The following is a 17,002-nucleotide window of genomic DNA, read 5'->3' on the forward strand; positions in this document are numbered from 1 at the left end:
GATTCATTCCCAGCCAACCGTCCGTAAGTTCCAGGGGAACGCTCCCCTGCCATGCGTCAGATCAACTTCGGCCTGATCTTCAGCTTCGGCCTGATCACGGTGTTCTTCACCCTGGCGAACACCAGCCCCACGACGGTTCACGTGTTGCCCGGGGTCGAGTACACCCTGCCTTTGGCGGGTCTGCTGCTGCTGGCAGCGGGGTTGGGAGCCGTGTCGGCCTGGTTCTTCGCCGCCTGGACCGGGATGCTCAACAACGTTGAACAGTTCAGCAAGGCGAACGAATACGAAGCACAGCAGGTGCGGATCCAGGAACTGGAGACCGACCTCAGCCGTTACCGCTCCACCGTTGAAACCCAGCTGGGCCTCCTCCCCGCGACCACCGTCAGCGCGACCAGTGCCGAGAGCGATGACAGCGACCAGGCGGAGGTCACCGATGCCAGCAGCGCGGCCTGAGGCAGCACTGGCGACACCGGTTGAGGACCGATACCTTGCCGGGAAAGGGTGAATTGACTTGCTCCAGGTGGCCCCCAACGACGGCGCTGATGCTGGAGCCCGCCTTGCGATTCGGCTGCTGCAGGACGCAGCGGAGCGGGGCGATCTCGATCCCTGGGATGTGGATGTGATTGCCGTCATCGACGGCTTTCTGGATCAACTCCGGCAACGCATCGAAGTTCCCGGGCAGGTGGCGGCCGCCCTGGCCGGACGGGGCGGCAGCTACGAACGGGATCTGGCTGACAGCAGCGAAGCCTTCCTGGCCGCCTCCGTGCTGGTGGGACTCAAGGCGGAGATGCTCGAAACCAGCATGTTGCCGCCGCCGCCTGAAGTCGAAGATCACTTCGATGCCGACTTCGATGAGCAAGGTTGGCTGGATCCGGCCTTTGATCTGCCCCGACGGCCGGAACGCCATCTGCAGCGGCGGCCCGTGGCGCCACCGCCCTTGCGTCGCCCCGTCACCCTCGGGGAGCTGATCGAACAGCTGGAAACAATTGCCGAGCAGCTGGAATCAGACGAACTCGAGGCACGGCGCCGCAAACGGCAAAAGCGCTACAGCAACCGTGAAGCCATCGCCCAGGTGGCCGGACTGGCCCACCGCGAAAAGCTGCCGGAAACAACCGCAGCACTGGGGGTGTTTCTGAACGGTTGGGAGACCGCCCTGGACTGGGTGGGCTTCGATCAACTGGTGGATCAGTGGGAGGTGGCCGCCGCGGCGGACCTGGACCGTGACCGGGTCGGGGTGTTCTGGGCCCTGCTGTTTCTCTCCTCCCAGGGACGGGTTGAGCTGGAGCAGGAGGGTTGGCTCCACGGACCGCTGCGACTGAAATTCATCCCCGCGAGTGGCACTGCAACGCAACTGCCGATCCGCAGCCTTCAGGTGCCAGATCCGTCGCCGACCCGGACGGTCGTGGCGGCCTAAGACCGGGTCTATGGTCACTACCTTGTATTGACCCGACCAAACGCCAATGAAGGCGATGATTCTGGCGGCTGGTAAGGGGACGCGGGTCCAACCGATCACCCATGTGATCCCCAAGCCAATGATTCCGATCCTGCAGAAGCCGGTGATGGAATTTCTGCTGGAACTGCTCAAGGAGCACGGTTTCACCGAAGTGATGGTGAACGTCTCCCACCTGGCCGAAGAGATTGAAAATTACTTCCGGGATGGCCAGCGTTTCGGGGTTGAAATTGCCTACAGCTTTGAAGGACGGATTGAAGACGGCGAACTGATCGGCAGTGCCCTGGGGTCTGCTGGCGGGCTCAAAAAAATCCAGGATTTCCAGCACTTCTTTGACGACACCTTCGTGGTGCTCTGCGGCGATGCGCTGATCGACCTTGATCTCAGCGAAGCGGTAAGGCTGCACAAAGAAAAGGGTGCGATCGCCAGTCTCGTGACCAAACGGGTCCCGAAGGATCAGGTGAGCAGCTACGGGGTTGTGGTCACCGATGAGCAGAACAGAATTTCAAGCTTTCAGGAAAAGCCCAGCGTTGAGGAAGCCCTCAGCGACACGATCAACACCGGCATCTACATCTTTGAACCGGAGGTTTTTGAGCACATCCCCTCGGGTCAGTCCTTCGACATCGGCTCCGATCTGTTCCCGAAGCTGGCCGAGCTGGGGGCACCCTTCTATGCCATCCCGATGGATTTCGAGTGGGTGGATATCGGCAAAGTTCCGGACTACTGGCAAGCCATCCGCAGTGTGTTGATGGGGGATGTGCGTCAGGTGGGCATCCCCGGCAAGGAGGTGCGTCCCGGGGTTTACACCGGTCTGAATGTGGCCGCCAACTGGGACAAGATCAACGTCTCCGGCCCCGTCTACGTGGGCGGCATGACCAAGATCGAGGACGGCGCAACGATCATCGGACCCACAATGATCGGGCCGAGCTGCCACATCTGCGAGGGCGCCACGGTCGACAACTCGATCATCTTTGACTACTCGCGCATCGGCCCCGGCGTTCAGCTGCTCGAGAAGCTGGTGTTCGGCCGCTACTGCGTGGGCAAGGACGGTGATCACTTCGATCTGCAGGAGGCCTCGCTCGACTGGCTGATCACCGATGCCCGTCGTCAGGACCTTGTGGAGCCTTCCCCGCAGCAGAAAGCCATGGCGGAGCTGCTCGGCACCGACCTCACCCAGGCAGCGAGCTGAGTCCGGCGCGATCCAGGATCAACGGGATGCGCTCCTCGGCCTTGATTGCCATCAGGTGCACGCCACGAACGATGCCGAGATAGCGCTTCACCTGTTCAGCGGCGATGGCCACGCCCTCCATGGCGGGATTCTCGGCGCACTCCAGCCGATGGATCAACGCATCGGGGATGCAGGCTCCCGGCACAACGCGGTTGATGAACCGGGCATTCTTGGCTGACTTCAGCAGAAACACGCCAGCGAGCACGGGCAGACCCAGGGGGCCGGCCAGTTCGTGCTGGAAGCGCTCGAGCGCTTCAGGGTCCATCACCATCTGGGTTTGAACGAAGCGGGCTCCCGCCGCCTGCTTGCGCTGCAACCGGCGCTGGAGACCGCTCCAGCTCCTCGATTGTGGGTCGGCGGCACACCCGGCAAACAGCGTAGTCGACCCATCGGGCAGGGTGCCCTGCACGGGATCCACGCCCCGATTGAGGGCATCCACCTGCTGCAGCAGCTTCACCGACTCGAACTCATTCACCGGCCGGGCATCCGCCTGATCGCCCGCCCGCACCGGATCGCCAGTGAGACACAACAGGTTGCGGATCCCCAAGGCATGGGCCCCGAGCAGATCGGCCTGAAGGGCGATGCGGTTGCGGTCCCGGCAGGCCATCTGCAACACCGGCTCCAGACCGGCCTCAAGCAGCAACTTGCAGGAGGCCAGGCTGCTCATCCGCATCACGGCCCGACTGCCATCGGTCACATTCACGGCATGGACACGGCCTTGCAGCGATGCGGCCATGGCCAACATGTGGGAGGGGTCGGCTCCACGGGGAGGCATCACCTCGGCCGTGAGCACCTGATCCCCGGCCTCAATTGCGCGCTGCAGCGCCGTGCTCAAATCTCGTTCCATTTCACCGGCCCACTATGCAGGATCAGACCGGTCGTCCGGACTAGCATGATCCCAACGGTGGTCGCCCATGTCCTCCCTCGACGGTACCGATCCTCTGGAGATCTCCCTCTCTGCCAGGGAGATCGAGATCATCGAGCTCGTGGCCGAAGGACTGACCAATCAGGAAATCGCTGACCGTCTCACCATCAGCAAACGAACGGTGGACAACCATGTGAGCAACGTGTTCACCAAAACCGGCTCGAAGAACCGGGTGGCACTGCTCAATTGGGCCATGGACAACGGCAAGATCTGCCGGGACGGCTTCAACTGTTGCGTCCTTCCAGAACACGATCCCCCCTCAGCCTGATCGTGGAGCTGACAGGCTCCGGCAAGCTTTGAAGGGAGGTGGGGCCTACAGGGATCTGAAACAGCGTGGCGTATTCCAGACAGGCCTCCACGCTGGAGCCTGCGAAGCGAAGCATTCCAGTTGTGTCGTACAGACCCACCACTGGAAGGAGCCACCAATCAGAACACCTCAAAGCTAAAGGAAATCTGAAGACAAATCCAGTCCGGTCTTACGTCAGGCCAAAACGTCGACGCTGCTCCTCGGGCCAGGACTGAACCGGATGCTGGGCCAGCACCGCATTGCTCCAGCGGGATTCCCCGGTGATCTCCTCGCCACACCAGGGCGGAATCAGCAGATCCGCCTGGGCCGATGCCAGCTCCACCTCCGCCAGCACCAAGGGGGCGTTCTCGCCCTGGAAACAATCCACCACCCAGTCACCACCAGGGCAATCCAGGGCGTAGCGGACTTTGTCCAGGCGGTGCGGTGCCAGATCCCAGAGGGCTTCGGCATCCGCCACGGGAATCGGATATTCGAACTCGTGGCGCACCAGGCCAACGGCATCAGCCGCCGCCTTCAGGGTGAGCCAGGCCTGATCCGATCCGCGCAGACGCATCCGCACTGTCACACCGTCGGCACTGGCGGCCAGGTAGCCCTGACGCAGCGGCTGTGCGGGGCTAGCACTGCTGCGCCAGGCATCCGACCGCACGAGAAAGCGCCTTTCAATCTCAAGGGCCATGGCTCAATTCTGCGAGGGCTGAGACGCGTGCAGGCTTCCCGCCCAATGCAGCTTGTGGGAGAGGGTTCGGTAATACGACGGGCTTTGATTGAGCAACACCATCAAGGCATGGTGGCGCGCCTGCTGAACAACACAGCACTCCCCAGGCTCCAGCACCGTGCAGCCCACACCGTCCTTCCACAGCTTGATGCGGTGATCCCCAGCCCCGAGGGGCCAGATCGCCAACCTGGCTCGGGGAGGCACCACCAGCGTTCGGCTGGAGAGGCTCATCGGGCAGATCGGGGCAACGATGATGGCATCGATGCCGGGATGAAGAATCGGTCCCCCTGCCGCCAGGGCGTACCCGGTGGACCCCGTCGGGGTGGAGAGGATCAGGCCATCACCACGCACCTGGTCGATCACTTCCCCATCGATCTCGAGCTCCAGGGTGCAGGTGGGCGAAATCTCATCGCGATAGGCCCGCAGGTAGAAGTCGTTGAAAGCCCAGTGGTGCTCTTCATCGTCTTCGAGATCCGGCTGCTGCAAAGGACCCGGCGAAGCCGCTCGATCTTCCGCGGAGCGTCGATCCACCATCGCCTGAAGCATCATGCGCCGTTCGATCGCGAACTGATCGTCCTGAAGGCGTTGCCAGATCTGATCGCCGCGCAACACACGACGGTCATGGGTGAGAAAGCCCAGATGGCCTCCCACATTGATGCTGAGGATCGGGATGTCATGCACCGCCAGGTGGCGGGCAGCCCCCAGCACCGTGCCATCTCCCCCCAGCACCAGCGCCAGGTCGGGCAACGACTCCTCAACGGCCAGCAGACCGGGGAAAGGATTCACCCGCGGCCCCGACATCGCGGTAACCACATGGGAGCCGAGAGCTTTCAGCTCCTTGGCACATTGCCGGGCTTCACGCTGGGCAGGCTGGCTATCGGCCCGATAGATCACCCAGACCCGATCGAGACGCATGACCCAGGTGTGCGGGGGTTACCAGCGCAGCAGGTTGAACTGCTCCATGTCGACGGTAACGCGATTGCGATAAAGCGACAGCAGGATCGCCAGACCGACAGCGGCCTCAGCAGCGGCCACCGTGATCACGAACACAGCGAAGACCTGGCCGCGAATTAGATCACCATCCACGAAGGAGGAGAAGGCCATCAGGTTGATGTTCACGGCATTGAGCATCAGCTCAATGCTCATCAGCACGCGCACCGCATTGCGGCTGTTGATCAGACCCCAGACACCGATGCAGAAGAGCATCGCGGCCACCAGGAGGTAGGCCTGCAGGGAGGGAAGCGTGGCAAGGAAATCGCTCATCAGTCCGCTCGATTCATCAGCAGGGGAGTACGGGCCTTCTCAATCAGACCTTGATCGGCCACCTCACCGGTGACCACATCGGTGGCCAGCACATCACGACGGGCCAAGACGATGGCGCCGATCATGGCCATCAGCAGCAGCACCGATGCCACCTCGAAGGGCAAGAGGTAATCGGTGAACAGGTGCTCACCAATGCGGGCCGTGGCTTCCTCACCCACGGCGGCAGGACCGGGCAGCGACCAGGGAGTGGTGACCACAACACGAACCAGCAACGCCAGCAGACCGGCGCAGACGCCGGCGGACACCACACGGCGCGTGGTGAGGTTGGCGATGGCCTTGAGGTCTTCCCGCTTGTTGACGAGCATGATCGCGAACAAGATCAACACGTTGATCGCGCCCACATACACCAGGATCTGGGCCATGGCCACGAAACTGGCGTTCAGGAGCAGGTAAAGCCCTGCAACGGCGGTAAATACCCCGCCCAGCAGGAAGGCGGAATAGACGATGTTGCTGAGCAGCACCACACCCAGGGCGCCGATCACCACAACGGCTGACAGCACCAGAAAACAGATCAGCTCGGTGGTTGTCGCGATGGTCATGCGTCGCCCTCCTTGGCCTCATTGGAGGATTGTCCCTCATTCTTGGCAGAGGACTTGGCAGGAGGGGTGAGGGTCTCCAAAACCTGAGACGGCAGCTGGCCAGCCCGGGGGCGATCGGCAGCAACACCGTGGGGATCCATCTCGCCCGCCGGGAGATAGGCGAGTTCCCTGAGGGGAACAACGGAGGGGTCGGTGGTGACGCTGGTGGGAAGGCGTCCGAGGGCCACGTTGTCGTAGTTGAGGCTGTGGCGATCAAAAGCCGCCAGCTCGTACTCCTCCGTCATCGAGAGGCAGTTGGTGGGGCAGTACTCCACGCAGTTGCCGCAGAAAATGCAGACGCCGAAGTCGATGGAGTAATTGCGCAGCTCCTTCTTCTTCGTGGCCTTGTTCATCACCCAATCGACCACCGGAAGATTGATCGGGCAGACCCGCACGCACACCTCACAGGCGATGCACTTATCGAACTCGTAGTGAATCCGGCCCCGATAACGCTCGGAAGGAATGAGCTTCTCGTAGGGATACTGCACCGTGACCGGACGGCGCTGCATGTGGTCGAAGGTGACCGAAAAGCCTTGGGCCAGATTCCGGGCTGCATCGACTGCATCCCGGGTGTAATCACCGACCTGTTTGAGGAAGCCGAACATGGTCTGAAGGGGAGAGAACGAAGCTGAGCCGGGAGGGAAGAAATCCTAGGTAGGAAAACCTAGCCGCCGAATGCAACGGGGAATGCGAGCTTGAGGGCTGCTGTCACCAGAAGGTTCACCAGGGACAGGGGCAGCAGGAACTTCCAGCCAAGATCGAGCAGCTGGTCAATGCGCACGCGGGGGGTGGTCCAGCGCAGCAAGATCGCCACGAACACCAGCAGATAGGCCTTGAGCACCGTCATCACGATGCCAACAGTGCCCGTGATCACCTGCACCACGGGGGCATCGATGGGCTGGTTCAACCAGCCGGCCAGCCACTCCACAGGAATCGGGAAGCCCCAACCACCGAGGTACAGAACGCTGACCAGGACTGCTGAGAGCACCAGGTTGATGTAACCCGCCAGGTAGAAGAGGGCGAACTTCATGCCCGCGTACTCGGTCTGATAGCCGGCGACCAGCTCTTCCTCAGCTTCGGGAAGGTCGAAGGGAAGCCGCTCACACTCGGCCAGGGCACAGATCCAGAAAATCAGGAAGCCCACCGGCTGGCGCCAGATATTCCAGCTCAGGATGCCGGCACCGGTCTGCTGACCCACAATGTCGACCGTGCTCAGCGAGTTGGTCATCATCACGATGGCCAGCACTGCCAGAGCTAGGGGAATCTCGTAGCTGATCGATTGAGCCGCGGCCCGCAGCCCACCGAGCAGCGAGTACTTGTTGTTGGAGGCATAGCCACTCATCAGCAAGCCGATCGGCTGAATGCTGCTGAAGGCGATCCAGAGGAAGATCCCCACGCCCACATTGCTGATCAGCAGGTTCTGGCCAAAGGGAATGATCAGCCAGGAGATGATCACCGGCACCACCACCAGCACCGGGCCGAGGGTGAACAGCAGGCTGTCGGCCCGCGCCGGAATGATGTCTTCCTTGACCAGAAGCTTCAGGCCGTCGGCCAGGGGCTGAAGCACGCCCAGGGCACCGGCATACTCCGGACCGATCCGCTGCTGGACGGCGGCAGAAATCTTGCGTTCCAGCCACACCGAAACAAGCACACCCACCACTGCAGCCACCAGAACCAGCAGCATCGGCAGCGGCAACCAAAGCAGCCTCGCCACCTCCGGGGAGAAGCCAAACCCTTGCAGGGCCTGGCTAAAGCTCAATTCCAGGTCCAGTCCCGGACTCACCATGGTGTCGACGGAAGTGGGTGCAACTTAGGCGGCCGGAGCCGAGACGCGCTCCTCAATGGGCATCCAGGAGCGTGGCTGGGATCCGGAGTAGATCTGCGAAGGCCGGAAAATCCGGTTCGCCCCGAGCTGCTCCCGCCAATGGGCCAGCCAGCCGGCAACCCTGGCAATGGCGAAGACCGGCGTGAACAGATCCCTGGGAATGCCGAGCTTGCGGTACACCAGGCCCGAATAAAAATCGACGTTGGGATAGATGCCTTTGGGGCCGAGGCGGGACGCTGCTTCTGCTTCGATCGCCCGGGCCACGTCGTAGAGGTCGTCATGGCCAAAGCTGGCGAACATCTCCTCCACCAGGGCCTGCAGGATCACGGCACGGGGATCCTTCACCTTGTATTCCCGGTGGCCGAAGCCCATGATTTTGCGTTTGGCCGCGATGGCTTCATCCAAGAAAGCGCCAGCGTTCTCGGGACTGCCCACCTGCTCGAGCATGGCGAGAACATCTTCGTTGGCGCCACCATGGAGTGGGCCCGCCAGGGTGCCGACGGCTGAAGCCACCACGGCGTAGGGGTCGGTGAGGGTGCTGGCGGTGACGCGGGCACTGAAGGTGCTGGCGTTGAGGCTGTGCTCGGCATGGAGCATCAGGCAGCGATCAAAGATCCGCGCCGCCAGGGGGTCCGGCTCACGTTCGGTGAGCATGTAGAGGAAATTGGCGGAGTAGGCCAGATCATCCCTGGGCTGGATTGGGTCCTGGCCTTTGCGGATCAGCTGAAAGGCCGCCACCATCGTGGGGATCTTGGCGATCAACCGCACCACCGCGTCATAGATGTACTGCGGGTCGTCGATCGCCCGGCGCGAATAAAACAGCCCAAGGGAAGCGGCGCTGGACTGCAGCGCGTCCATGGGATGGCCGCTGGCCGGGAAGCACTTCATCATGTCCCGCACACGGAAGCTGACCCGCCGGTGCATCTGCACCGCGTGCTCAAACTCCGCCAACTGGTCGCGGCTGGGCAGCTCTCCCCAGATCAGCAGGTAGGCCGTTTCCAGAAAACTGCTTTTGGCCGCCAGATCCTGCACCGGGTAGCCGCGATAGGTGAGCAGCCCCTTCTCACCATCGATGTCGCAGATCGCCGACTGGGTGGCCGGCACGCCATCCAGACCTGGACGCAGTTCGATCCCGGTCCGCGCATGGCGCAGGTCGCCTGTCTGCTGCTGGGCCACCACCTGATTGCCTCTAACAGCAACCTAAATCGTCAATCAACAGTGCTGGCCGAAGCAAAGCCTTCAACTGCCACTGGCCCGTGGAACGACGCAGCTGAATCACGCCGGCTTTCTTCAGCACCAGGGATCCCGGGGCACACCCCAGAAGACCGCAGGTCAGATCTCCTAGATCCGGCTCATGGCCGACCAAGCCAAGCCGTTGATCGAAGGCGGTCACCAGCATGTTGAGGGCCCCTCCCGGCTGGAGCCGTTCATCCACCGCGAGTTCAGAAGCGAGCCCCGCCTCCAAAGCCAGTTCCGCCGTTTGCAGAGCCCGGCGATAGGGGCTGGACAGCAATCGATCCAAGCGCAGCCCGCGTTGCACCAGGGCCGCCATCACCCGCTGGGTTCGCTGACGGCCAGCGGCGGTCAGGGGTCGATCCGGATGGTCCTGGCCCGCCTGGCGGGGCTCGGCGATGCCATGCCGCAACAGAACCAGGTCAGCCGAGTTCGAGCCGGGCATGCAACGGAATCTCGGTACTGCCTTGCTCCTGACGATCAACATCGACGGCCACCGCAAGGCCGCGGACCTGATCCTGAAGCGGCCGCCCCGCCATCACCTGCAGCAGGGCCCAGGGCCGCCATTGCCCCAACAGCGCACGGGCCGGCTCATCCGCCAGCAGGAGGGCCTGCGCCGGTTGGGAGGACGCTGTGAGTTCCTGCCATTGGTTCAAGCGGGGCTGGAGGGCACGCCCGTTCTGGCGCTGCGCCAGAGCCATCAAGGACTCGCCCCACCAGTTCAGCGCAGACGAGCGAACCTGAGCCACGGCCAATTGGGCATCCACCCCAGGCTGGCGTCCCCGCTGGCGCACCAGCCGCGTCCACACGCTCAACACCTCGCCATCGCCCTCCAGTTCAGAACGGGTCAGGCCCTGCTCCTGCAGACGTGCATCCACCGCATCCCTGGCGGGGCTTTGCGGGCGGGTGGCCAGCAGCCAGCCCTCGGGTTGCTCCTGCCAGAGAAGAGGGCCAGCATCAGCCCCCACAACAGCATCGGCCGCCGGCTGGTCCGCCAGGCGCTGCTTCAGCAACGGAGCGAACCATTGGGCCAGCGGATGGCTTTCGCTGGGATCCAACAAACGGGCCGGACTCTGGAGCTGAGCCAGCCAGCGGGCATGGCCGCCCGCCGACGCCGTCAGATCCGTGAGCCCAGGCCAGGGGTCGGTGCCAAGGGCTTGCCGGAACCCGAGGCGCCCATCCACCGCCAGGGTTGAACCCTCCGGACGCAGTGATGCCACGAGTCCGCTCAGGTCGTCCCGTTGGGCCACCAGCTGCGGAAGCTGCAGCCAATGCTCAAGGGCATGGGGAGATGCCGTGAACAGAGCCACGCCTTCGCCGAGCTCAGCCACCTGACGTTGCAGGCGTTGATCGCCCAGCTGATGCTGATCCGGAAGCTGGGAGACATCGAGGGCCTGCTCCAGCACACCCCGGCCTGAGGCCACCAGCAGCAGATCGTCGTCAATCAAGGCCGTGGCCAGGGGTTGGGGGTCATGCCCCACCAACGCCCCCTGGCCGCTGATCACACCGATGCCGCGGTAACTGCTGATCTGCAGGTCGGTACCCGCCAGGCTGCGGGTCTGCCAGAACCGTTGCAGAAAGCGCCGGGCGCCGTCGTCATCCCGACTGGTCAAAGCCAACACCCAACCGGCGTTGGAATCCCCATCGGTGAGGGTGAGACTGACCTCCTCGCCAAGCCAGGGCTCCAGCTCAAGACCGAACTGGAGGCCCGCCAAGGCAAAGACGCCTTCGCGCCACTGCCGGGCGCCATCACGGGCATCGCGGCGTTGGGAGGCAGGGGCAACGGCCTGGGCATAGGCCGGCAGCCGTCCTGGATCGGCCAACCAATGGAGGGACAAGTCAGCATCCCGGGGCACAAACCGGGCCGCCCGAGGCAGATGCAACGGCTGCTCCGCCAACTGCAGGGGGCTCTGGCGGTTCATGGTCCAGAGCAGGCCAGCGGCCAGCAAAATCAGCGACAACAGCACAGCGCCGGCAGCGCTGAGGAAGGGGCGGGCCTTCATGGGCCGGCGGTCTCGGGTCGCCTCATCTTTGTCCATCACCGCAGAATGGCGCCATGGGCCAATCCCAACAACCACAACCAATCCAAGCCTCTGAACTGCAGCAATGGCTGCAAAGCGAGCGACCTTCACCGCAACTGGTGGATGTGCGCGAGGAGGCTGAGTTCGCGATCGCTGCCTTTCCAGGTGCGGTGCTGCACCGCCCCCTGAGCCAATCCAATGCATGGCTTGGAACACTGCAGGCCGACCTCAACCCCGATCAACCCGTCGTGGTGGTCTGCCATGCCGGCGTGCGCAGCTACCACTTCGGCCTGTGGCTGCTGGACCAACCCTGGGGCCTTGAGGTGTGGAACCTTGAGGGAGGCATTGATGCCTGGAGCCTTCAGGTGGATCCCAGCGTTCCCCGCTACTGATGAGCAAGCCCCTGTCCCTGCGGCAAGAACAGGTGCTTCAGGCGACGGTGCACCACTACGTCGACACGATGGAGCCGGTGGGCAGCCGCACCCTGGTGCAACGCTTCGGCATTCCCGCCAGCTCCGCCACCGTTCGATCGGCCATGGGGGCGCTTGAGCGCCGAGGACTGCTGCATCAACCGCACACCTCCGCCGGACGCGTTCCCAGTCCGATGGGATACCGGCACTACGTGGACGCGTTGCTGCCGGAACCCGGCATCGCTGTTCAACACCTGGAACGGGAGCTCACCGGCCTCAGTCTTCGTTGGGCCGGTTTGGACGACCTGATGATGCATCTGGCTCGTCGGCTGACGGATTTCACCGGTCTGATGAGCCTGATCACCCAACCGCAGCAGGAGAACCAGCAACTGGAGACGATCCGTCTGGTGCCCAGCGGTGATCGACTGCTGGTGATGCTGGTGGAAGCCAATGGCCGCGCCAGCCACCTCAACCTGCGTCTGCCCCACGGGGCTGAAGCCGAACTCACCGCGATGGAACGCTGGGCATCGGCCCAGCTCGAGCAGGGCGACCTGAACTGGGACGCACTGCCAAGGCAGCTGCAACGCAGCGGTGCTGTGCTGCGCAACGCCCTTGAGCAGCCCACCCCCGCCAACTCCACACAGGTGGTGGTGCATGGCCTTTCCAGGCTGGTAAGCGAACCGGAATTTGAAAGCACCTCCAGTCTTCGGCCGCTGTTGGAACTGATCGATGACCAACCCGCCACCTTGATCAGCCGCGGTAAATCCGCACGGGTGTGGATCGGCGAGGAACATCCGCAGCCAGCCCTGGAGGCCTGTGCCGTGGTTCAGGCGCCCTACCGCTGCAACGAGGGGCTCGGCCATGTGGCTCTGGTGGGGCCGATGCGGATGGCATACGCCACGGCACGGGCTGCCGTACAGCGGGTGGCCCGCCACCTGGAATTGCTGCTGGCCTGAGGTCAGCTCCCTAGAGCTGATCCCCCAGCTTCTCCGCCACGGTGTTGACGTCCTTGTCGCCGCGGCCAGAACAGTTGATCACCACTTCGGTGCCATCGGCCAGGGTGGGGCAAAGCTGCTCAAGCCAGGCGAAGGCATGGGCGGTTTCCAGGGCTGGAATGATGCCCTCAAGCTCACTCACCAGGCGCAGGGCATTGAGGGCCTGTTGGTCGGTGACTGCGGCGTACTCGGCACGTCCGATCTCCCGGAGATAGCTGTGCTCCGGCCCCACTCCGGGGTAATCGAGACCTGCACTGATGGAGTGAGCCTCCATCACCTGACCGTCGCCGTCCTGCAGCAGCAGGCTCATGGCGCCGTGCAGCACACCGGCACGACCCTCGGTGATCGTCGCGGCGTGGCGACCGGTGGCCACACCATCACCGGCGGCCTCAACACCGATCAGCCGCACATCTGTGCATTCGACGAAGGGATGGAACAGGCCCATGGCATTGGAGCCACCGCCAACGCAGGCCATCAGCACGTCGGGCAGCCGGCCGAAGGCGTCCTGACACTGCTGCTTGGACTCCTCACCGATCACGGCATGGAAATCCCGCACCAACATCGGATAGGGGTGCGGACCAGCGACGGATCCAAGGATGTAGTGGGTGGTCTCGACGTTGGTCACCCAGTCGCGGATCGCCTCACTGGTGGCGTCCTTGAGGGTGGCGGTGCCGGCCGTCACCGGTTGAACCGTGGCGCCCAGCAGGCGCATGCGGAAGACGTTGAGGGCCTGACGGCGCATGTCTTCCGCGCCCATGTAGATCACGCACTCCAGACCAAAGCGGGCACAGACCGTGGCCGTGGCGACGCCGTGCTGCCCCGCACCAGTCTCGGCAATGATCCGCTTCTTGCCCATGCGCAGGGCCAGCAGGGCCTGCCCCAGGGCGTTGTTGATCTTGTGGGCACCGGTGTGGTTCAGGTCTTCACGCTTGAGCCAGATGCGGGGGCCACCCTCGGCGCGGCGGTAGTGGGCGGTGAGACGCTCGGCCTCATACAACGGTGTCGCCCGCCCGACGTAGTTCTTGAGCAGACGGTTGAGCTCGGTGGTGAAAGCGGGATCGTTCCAGGCCTGGGCCGCTGCTTGCTCCAGTTCCGCCAAGGCCGGCATCAGGGTCTCGGGCACGTACTGGCCACCGAATCGTCCAAAGCGGCCGTGGGCACCGGGGCGCACCGCTGGCTGCAGGCTGGAGGGATCCGGAGTGCTGGCGTTGGGCAGGGTGCTGGTCACGGATCCACGGCGGAGCGTCGGCTCAGCGTAAGCAGGCGGTCACGCCATGGGGCGCCGCATCGGCGCTCATCGACAATGCAAGCCGGTTGCGACGGGTGGATGCCGAAGGGAGGCTGGCAAGAATTCAGCAGTGCCGGGAGCCTGCAGCGACCGAGCGGCCCTGCGGCGGAGCCCACAGCCAAGGCGCAGCAAATGGTGCGGGTGCAGCCCACCCGTGGTGGCAAAGGTGGCAAAAGCGTGACGGTGATCCGGGGCCTGGAGCTGGATGCTGCGGGCTTCAAGGCGCTGCTGAAGAAGCTCAAAACACGCATCGGCAGTGGCGGGACCGCCAAGGAAGGCGTGATCGAACTGCAAGGAGATCAGGTGGATCTGGCGCTCGAGCTGCTCAGCAAGGAGGGATACCGGCCGAAACGGGCTGGGGGCTAAGGGAGAATGGCCGCCACTTCTTGCTGTGGCCATGACCGCCAGCCCCACCTACGGAGAGCTCACCAACAAAGGTGCGTCCACCAACATCGCCTGGCATGAGGCCTCCGTGGGCCGCGACGAGCGCTCAAAGCAGCGTGGTCACCGCAGCGCCATTCTTTGGTTCACCGGACTCTCCGGCTCCGGCAAGAGCACCCTGGCCAATGCCGTCAACGCAGCCCTGTTTGAGCGGGGACTCGCCACCTATGTGCTGGATGGCGACAACATCCGTCACGGCCTCTGCAAAGACCTGGGCTTCTCCGATGCCGACCGTGAGGAGAACATCCGCCGCATCGGTGAAGTGGCCAAACTGTTCCTGGATGCGGGCGTGATCGTGCTGACCGCCTTTGTGTCCCCCTTCCGCGCTGACCGGGACAAGGCCCGGGACCTGGTGGAGGACGGCGACTTCCTCGAGGTGTTCTGCGCCGCAGATCTCGAGGTCTGCGAATCCCGCGACCCCAAAGGCCTTTACGCCAAGGCACGGGCGGGGCAGATCAAGGAATTCACTGGCATCTCCAGCCCCTACGAAGCACCGGAAACGCCCGAACTGAAGATCGACACCGGCAAGCAGGATCTGGCCGACTCCGTGGAGCTGGTGATCAAAGCGCTCCAGGAGCGTGGTGTGATTCCGGCCGCCTGAGGTCGCCGTCGCCAGCCCTGGCGGCATCCGCCAGGGTTTTGATGCAACTGGCCACCGGCACAGCCAACAGCAGGCCCAGAAGATCCCCCACGCCATAGAGCGCACCCACCCGGGCGCCGATGGGCAAGGCGATCAGCAACCAGGCCGGTTGCAACCCCACGATGCTGCCCATCAGCCGCGGTTGGATCACCTGATCCACGATCTGACCGACCACAATCGCCGCGGCGAGCAGCTCAAGACCTGTGCGGGGGTCCTGAACCGCCAGCACCGCACTCACCGAGACGATCGACACGGCACTGGCATAGGGCACCAGGGTGGTGAAGCCGATCAGCACGGCGAACAAAACGCCGTAGGGAATCTTCAGGGCGGTGAACACCAGAAGCTGACCACCACTGAGGATCAGCGCCAACACCACCTGGCCGGCGAAATAGCCCCGAAAGGTGCGCTCGAGGGTCGTCTGCACCAGATCCCGCCAACGGTCGGGCAGCCAGCGGGCCAGACCGTCGACGATCGGATCCGCCCCAAGCAGCAGGAAGACCGCCAGGACCAGCACGATCACCACATTGATCGTGGTACCTACCGTGGCCCCCAGCAGGCCCAACAGACGCTGGCTCAACTGCGTCGCCAGACGGCTGAACTGGGCCACAAGATCACTGCTGAGGTCAGCGAAATCAGCCGGAAGGCCATGGTCCAGCGCCCAGAGCTGACCCCGATCGATCCACTGCTCAGCCGCCGTGAGCAGAGACGGCGAGGCACTGAGCAATTGGCTGAGCTGTTCGATCAGGAGCGGCACCAGGGCCACAGCGGCCCAGACCAGAAGCCCAAGGGTCACTAAAACCACGGTGACGATGGCCCAGGCGCGGGGAAGACCCCGTTGCGCTAGCCAGCGGCAGGGCAAGTCCAACAAAAAAGCGATCAAAGCCGCGGTGAGGAACAGCCCGGGGAATGGGGCGAACTGCACCAGCAAACGCTTCAGCACAAAGGCGTTCAAGCCCAGAACAGGCAGCAGAAGGCCAAGCCGCAACCAGGCCGGCCAGGGCGTCATCGAAACGATGACGCGAATCGATCAGTGCTGCTCAAGGGAAGCCGGCCTGGAGGCGGAACTGACGTAATGGCACCAAAAACTGAGCCAGGCGGCAATCCCAAGGAACTTGAATCCCTCCTCAAAGATCTGCACCGTCTCGTAGGAATTCGGCCACAGCCACTGGAGTTCATCGGTCAGAACCGATAGGCCCAGCAGCACTACGGAAACCAGAAAGGTGTCGCCACCGAAACGCCGCAGAGGGCCACGGAAGCGGAACAACAGCATCCCGGTGAAGAAGGCGTAGGTGATGTAGAGAAACAACTGGCCGAGGTAGCGGTCATGCACCAGGAACATGTCGTCGAGGCAGAGCCAGAGCGAGAAGCCACCACCACAGAAGGCGAATTGACGGTTCAGAACGGAGCCTTGGATCTGCCGAGTGGATGCCGCAAACAGGGCAATGGCAGCCGCCGCCATCCAGAGCAGATAGCCCACGCTGGAGAGGAAACCTTCCCCCAAAGGTGCCTTGCAGGACTGGGCCAAATCCCTCAGCGCCACTCCAAACCAGCGCAACCACATAAACAACAAGCGCCGGCAGCACCGCCCAAAGCAGCGTGGATCGCAGGGTGGAACGAACGGGA

Annotated in this window: 21 protein-coding genes; 8 read left to right on the forward strand and 13 right to left on the reverse strand. The window is 63.5% G+C overall.

The features are described from left to right. Positions 1–51: 51 nt before the first annotated feature. Genes DXY04_RS02545 through DXY04_RS02555 form a run of 3 tightly spaced genes read left to right on the forward strand, consistent with a single transcriptional unit; the run spans position 52 to position 2,639 of the window. Positions 52–453 carry a lipopolysaccharide assembly protein LapA domain-containing protein gene (locus DXY04_RS02545; protein ID WP_115160864.1) on the forward strand — a complete coding sequence of 134 codons (402 nt, stop codon included), beginning with the start codon at positions 52–54 and terminating at the stop codon, positions 451–453. A gap of 58 nt (positions 454–511) precedes the next feature. After that, entirely contained in the window at positions 512–1,414 is a 903-nt protein-coding gene (locus DXY04_RS02550) for a segregation/condensation protein A (RefSeq protein ID WP_115160865.1), read from the forward strand. Positions 1,415–1,460: 46 nt separating this feature from the next. Further along, the gene (locus tag DXY04_RS02555; RefSeq protein ID WP_115160866.1) at positions 1,461–2,639 is read left to right on the forward strand and encodes an NDP-sugar synthase; all 1,179 of its coding nucleotides are present in this window, start codon (positions 1,461–1,463) and stop codon (positions 2,637–2,639) included. Here DXY04_RS02555 and DXY04_RS02560 read toward each other — a convergent pair. Next, positions 2,620–3,525 (reverse strand): methylenetetrahydrofolate reductase, encoded by a 906-nt coding sequence (locus DXY04_RS02560; RefSeq protein ID WP_115160867.1) that lies wholly within the window; start codon positions 3,523–3,525, stop codon positions 2,620–2,622. The genes DXY04_RS02555 and DXY04_RS02560 overlap by 20 nt on opposite strands. Positions 3,526–3,592: 67 nt before the next feature. Between DXY04_RS02560 and DXY04_RS02565 the strand changes: the two genes are divergently transcribed. Next, complete coding sequence (locus DXY04_RS02565; RefSeq protein ID WP_011365335.1) at positions 3,593–3,871, forward strand: helix-turn-helix transcriptional regulator; 279 nt, start codon at positions 3,593–3,595, stop codon at positions 3,869–3,871. Positions 3,872–4,079: 208 nt separating this feature from the next. On the opposite strand, the gene DXY04_RS02575 is transcribed toward DXY04_RS02565, so the two are convergent. Genes DXY04_RS02575 through DXY04_RS02615 form a run of 9 tightly spaced genes read right to left on the reverse strand, consistent with a single transcriptional unit; the run spans position 4,080 to position 11,587 of the window. Then, complete coding sequence (locus DXY04_RS02575) at positions 4,080–4,586, reverse strand: CYTH domain-containing protein (RefSeq protein ID WP_115160869.1); 507 nt, start codon at positions 4,584–4,586, stop codon at positions 4,080–4,082. Positions 4,587–4,589: 3 nt separating this feature from the next. Further along, a complete protein-coding gene (locus DXY04_RS02580; RefSeq protein ID WP_115160870.1) occupies positions 4,590–5,540 on the reverse strand; it encodes an NAD(+) kinase in 951 nt (316 codons plus the stop codon). Positions 5,541–5,558: 18 nt separating this feature from the next. Then, complete coding sequence (gene nuoK, locus DXY04_RS02585; RefSeq protein WP_038552705.1) at positions 5,559–5,888, reverse strand: NADH-quinone oxidoreductase subunit NuoK; 330 nt, start codon at positions 5,886–5,888, stop codon at positions 5,559–5,561. Then, entirely contained in the window at positions 5,888–6,487 is a 600-nt protein-coding gene (locus DXY04_RS02590; RefSeq protein ID WP_038552703.1) for an NADH-quinone oxidoreductase subunit J, read from the reverse strand. Before DXY04_RS02590 ends, nuoK begins: the two co-directional genes overlap by 1 nt. Then, complete coding sequence (gene ndhI, locus DXY04_RS02595; RefSeq protein ID WP_115160871.1) at positions 6,484–7,131, reverse strand: NAD(P)H-quinone oxidoreductase subunit I; 648 nt, start codon at positions 7,129–7,131, stop codon at positions 6,484–6,486. The genes DXY04_RS02590 and ndhI overlap by 4 nt, the downstream gene beginning before the upstream one ends. Positions 7,132–7,190: 59 nt before the next feature. Further along, a complete protein-coding gene (nuoH, locus tag DXY04_RS02600; RefSeq protein ID WP_170950528.1) occupies positions 7,191–8,309 on the reverse strand; it encodes an NADH-quinone oxidoreductase subunit NuoH in 1,119 nt (372 codons plus the stop codon). A 27-nt stretch (positions 8,310–8,336) separates the two neighbouring features. Further along, a complete protein-coding gene (locus DXY04_RS02605) occupies positions 8,337–9,527 on the reverse strand; it encodes a citrate synthase (protein ID WP_115161246.1) in 1,191 nt (396 codons plus the stop codon). 13 nt (positions 9,528–9,540) lie between these two features. Then, entirely contained in the window at positions 9,541–10,029 is a 489-nt protein-coding gene (gene sixA / locus DXY04_RS02610) for a phosphohistidine phosphatase SixA (protein ID WP_115160872.1), read from the reverse strand. Beyond that, positions 10,007–11,587 (reverse strand): DUF3352 domain-containing protein, encoded by a 1,581-nt coding sequence (locus DXY04_RS02615; protein WP_244278554.1) that lies wholly within the window; start codon positions 11,585–11,587, stop codon positions 10,007–10,009. Before DXY04_RS02615 ends, sixA begins: the two co-directional genes overlap by 23 nt. A 53-nt stretch (positions 11,588–11,640) precedes the next feature. Here DXY04_RS02615 and DXY04_RS02620 point away from each other — a divergent pair, with 53 nt between their 5' ends. Continuing rightward, the gene (locus tag DXY04_RS02620; RefSeq protein ID WP_115160874.1) at positions 11,641–11,997 is read left to right on the forward strand and encodes a rhodanese-like domain-containing protein; all 357 of its coding nucleotides are present in this window, start codon (positions 11,641–11,643) and stop codon (positions 11,995–11,997) included. Next, entirely contained in the window at positions 11,997–12,971 is a 975-nt protein-coding gene (locus tag DXY04_RS02625; RefSeq protein ID WP_115160875.1) for a heat-inducible transcriptional repressor HrcA, read from the forward strand. The genes DXY04_RS02620 and DXY04_RS02625 overlap by 1 nt, the downstream gene beginning before the upstream one ends. Positions 12,972–12,981: 10 nt before the next feature. Here DXY04_RS02625 and trpB read toward each other — a convergent pair whose 3' ends face one another. Beyond that, complete coding sequence (gene trpB / locus DXY04_RS02630; protein ID WP_115160876.1) at positions 12,982–14,238, reverse strand: tryptophan synthase subunit beta; 1,257 nt, start codon at positions 14,236–14,238, stop codon at positions 12,982–12,984. Positions 14,239–14,337: 99 nt separating this feature from the next. Here trpB and DXY04_RS02635 point away from each other — a divergent pair, with 99 nt between their 5' ends. Further along, positions 14,338–14,664 (forward strand): translation initiation factor, encoded by a 327-nt coding sequence (locus DXY04_RS02635; RefSeq protein WP_115161247.1) that lies wholly within the window; start codon positions 14,338–14,340, stop codon positions 14,662–14,664. Positions 14,665–14,695: 31 nt separating this feature from the next. After that, positions 14,696–15,340: an adenylyl-sulfate kinase gene (gene cysC, locus DXY04_RS02640; protein WP_115160877.1), complete on the forward strand. Its 645-nt coding sequence runs from the start codon at positions 14,696–14,698 to the stop codon at positions 15,338–15,340. Here the strand turns inward: cysC and DXY04_RS02645 are convergent. Together DXY04_RS02645 and DXY04_RS02650 are read right to left on the reverse strand one after the other, a co-directional pair. Then, entirely contained in the window at positions 15,300–16,385 is a 1,086-nt protein-coding gene (locus tag DXY04_RS02645) for an AI-2E family transporter (RefSeq protein ID WP_115160878.1), read from the reverse strand. The two genes, cysC and DXY04_RS02645, sit on opposite strands and share 41 nt — an antisense overlap. A gap of 21 nt (positions 16,386–16,406) precedes the next feature. Continuing rightward, complete coding sequence (locus tag DXY04_RS02650; protein WP_244278555.1) at positions 16,407–16,904, reverse strand: oxidoreductase; 498 nt, start codon at positions 16,902–16,904, stop codon at positions 16,407–16,409. Positions 16,905–17,002: the final 98 nt, after the last annotated feature.

Source organism: Synechococcus sp. UW86 (assembly GCF_900474085.1).
Taxonomy (GTDB): Bacteria; Cyanobacteriota; Cyanobacteriia; order PCC-6307; family Cyanobiaceae; genus Parasynechococcus.

What these genes read in the sequence shown, in the direction of transcription:
- DXY04_RS02590 (WP_038552703.1), bottom strand. Translation starts at nt 6,487, where the DNA reads ATGACCATCGCGACAACCACCGAGCTGATCTGTTTTCTGGTGCTGTCA.
- ndhI (WP_115160871.1), bottom strand. Translation starts at nt 7,131, where the DNA reads ATGTTCGGCTTCCTCAAACAGGTCGGTGATTACACCCGGGATGCAGTC.
- nuoK (WP_038552705.1), bottom strand. Translation starts at nt 5,888, where the DNA reads ATGAGCGATTTCCTTGCCACGCTTCCCTCCCTGCAGGCCTACCTCCTG.
- DXY04_RS02560 (WP_115160867.1), bottom strand. Translation starts at nt 3,525, where the DNA reads ATGGAACGAGATTTGAGCACGGCGCTGCAGCGCGCAATTGAGGCCGGG.
- DXY04_RS02545 (WP_115160864.1), top strand. Translation starts at nt 52, where the DNA reads ATGCGTCAGATCAACTTCGGCCTGATCTTCAGCTTCGGCCTGATCACG.
- DXY04_RS02620 (WP_115160874.1), top strand. Translation starts at nt 11,641, where the DNA reads ATGGGCCAATCCCAACAACCACAACCAATCCAAGCCTCTGAACTGCAG.
- DXY04_RS02635 (WP_115161247.1), top strand. Translation starts at nt 14,338, where the DNA reads ATGCCGAAGGGAGGCTGGCAAGAATTCAGCAGTGCCGGGAGCCTGCAG.
- DXY04_RS02575 (WP_115160869.1), bottom strand. Translation starts at nt 4,586, where the DNA reads ATGGCCCTTGAGATTGAAAGGCGCTTTCTCGTGCGGTCGGATGCCTGG.
- DXY04_RS02580 (WP_115160870.1), bottom strand. Translation starts at nt 5,540, where the DNA reads ATGCGTCTCGATCGGGTCTGGGTGATCTATCGGGCCGATAGCCAGCCT.
- sixA (WP_115160872.1), bottom strand. Translation starts at nt 10,029, where the DNA reads ATGCCCGGCTCGAACTCGGCTGACCTGGTTCTGTTGCGGCATGGCATC.
- DXY04_RS02645 (WP_115160878.1), bottom strand. Translation starts at nt 16,385, where the DNA reads ATGACGCCCTGGCCGGCCTGGTTGCGGCTTGGCCTTCTGCTGCCTGTT.
- DXY04_RS02555 (WP_115160866.1), top strand. Translation starts at nt 1,461, where the DNA reads ATGAAGGCGATGATTCTGGCGGCTGGTAAGGGGACGCGGGTCCAACCG.
- cysC (WP_115160877.1), top strand. Translation starts at nt 14,696, where the DNA reads ATGACCGCCAGCCCCACCTACGGAGAGCTCACCAACAAAGGTGCGTCC.
- DXY04_RS02615 (WP_244278554.1), bottom strand. Translation starts at nt 11,587, where the DNA reads ATGAAGGCCCGCCCCTTCCTCAGCGCTGCCGGCGCTGTGCTGTTGTCG.
- DXY04_RS02565 (WP_011365335.1), top strand. Translation starts at nt 3,593, where the DNA reads ATGTCCTCCCTCGACGGTACCGATCCTCTGGAGATCTCCCTCTCTGCC.
- DXY04_RS02625 (WP_115160875.1), top strand. Translation starts at nt 11,997, where the DNA reads ATGAGCAAGCCCCTGTCCCTGCGGCAAGAACAGGTGCTTCAGGCGACG.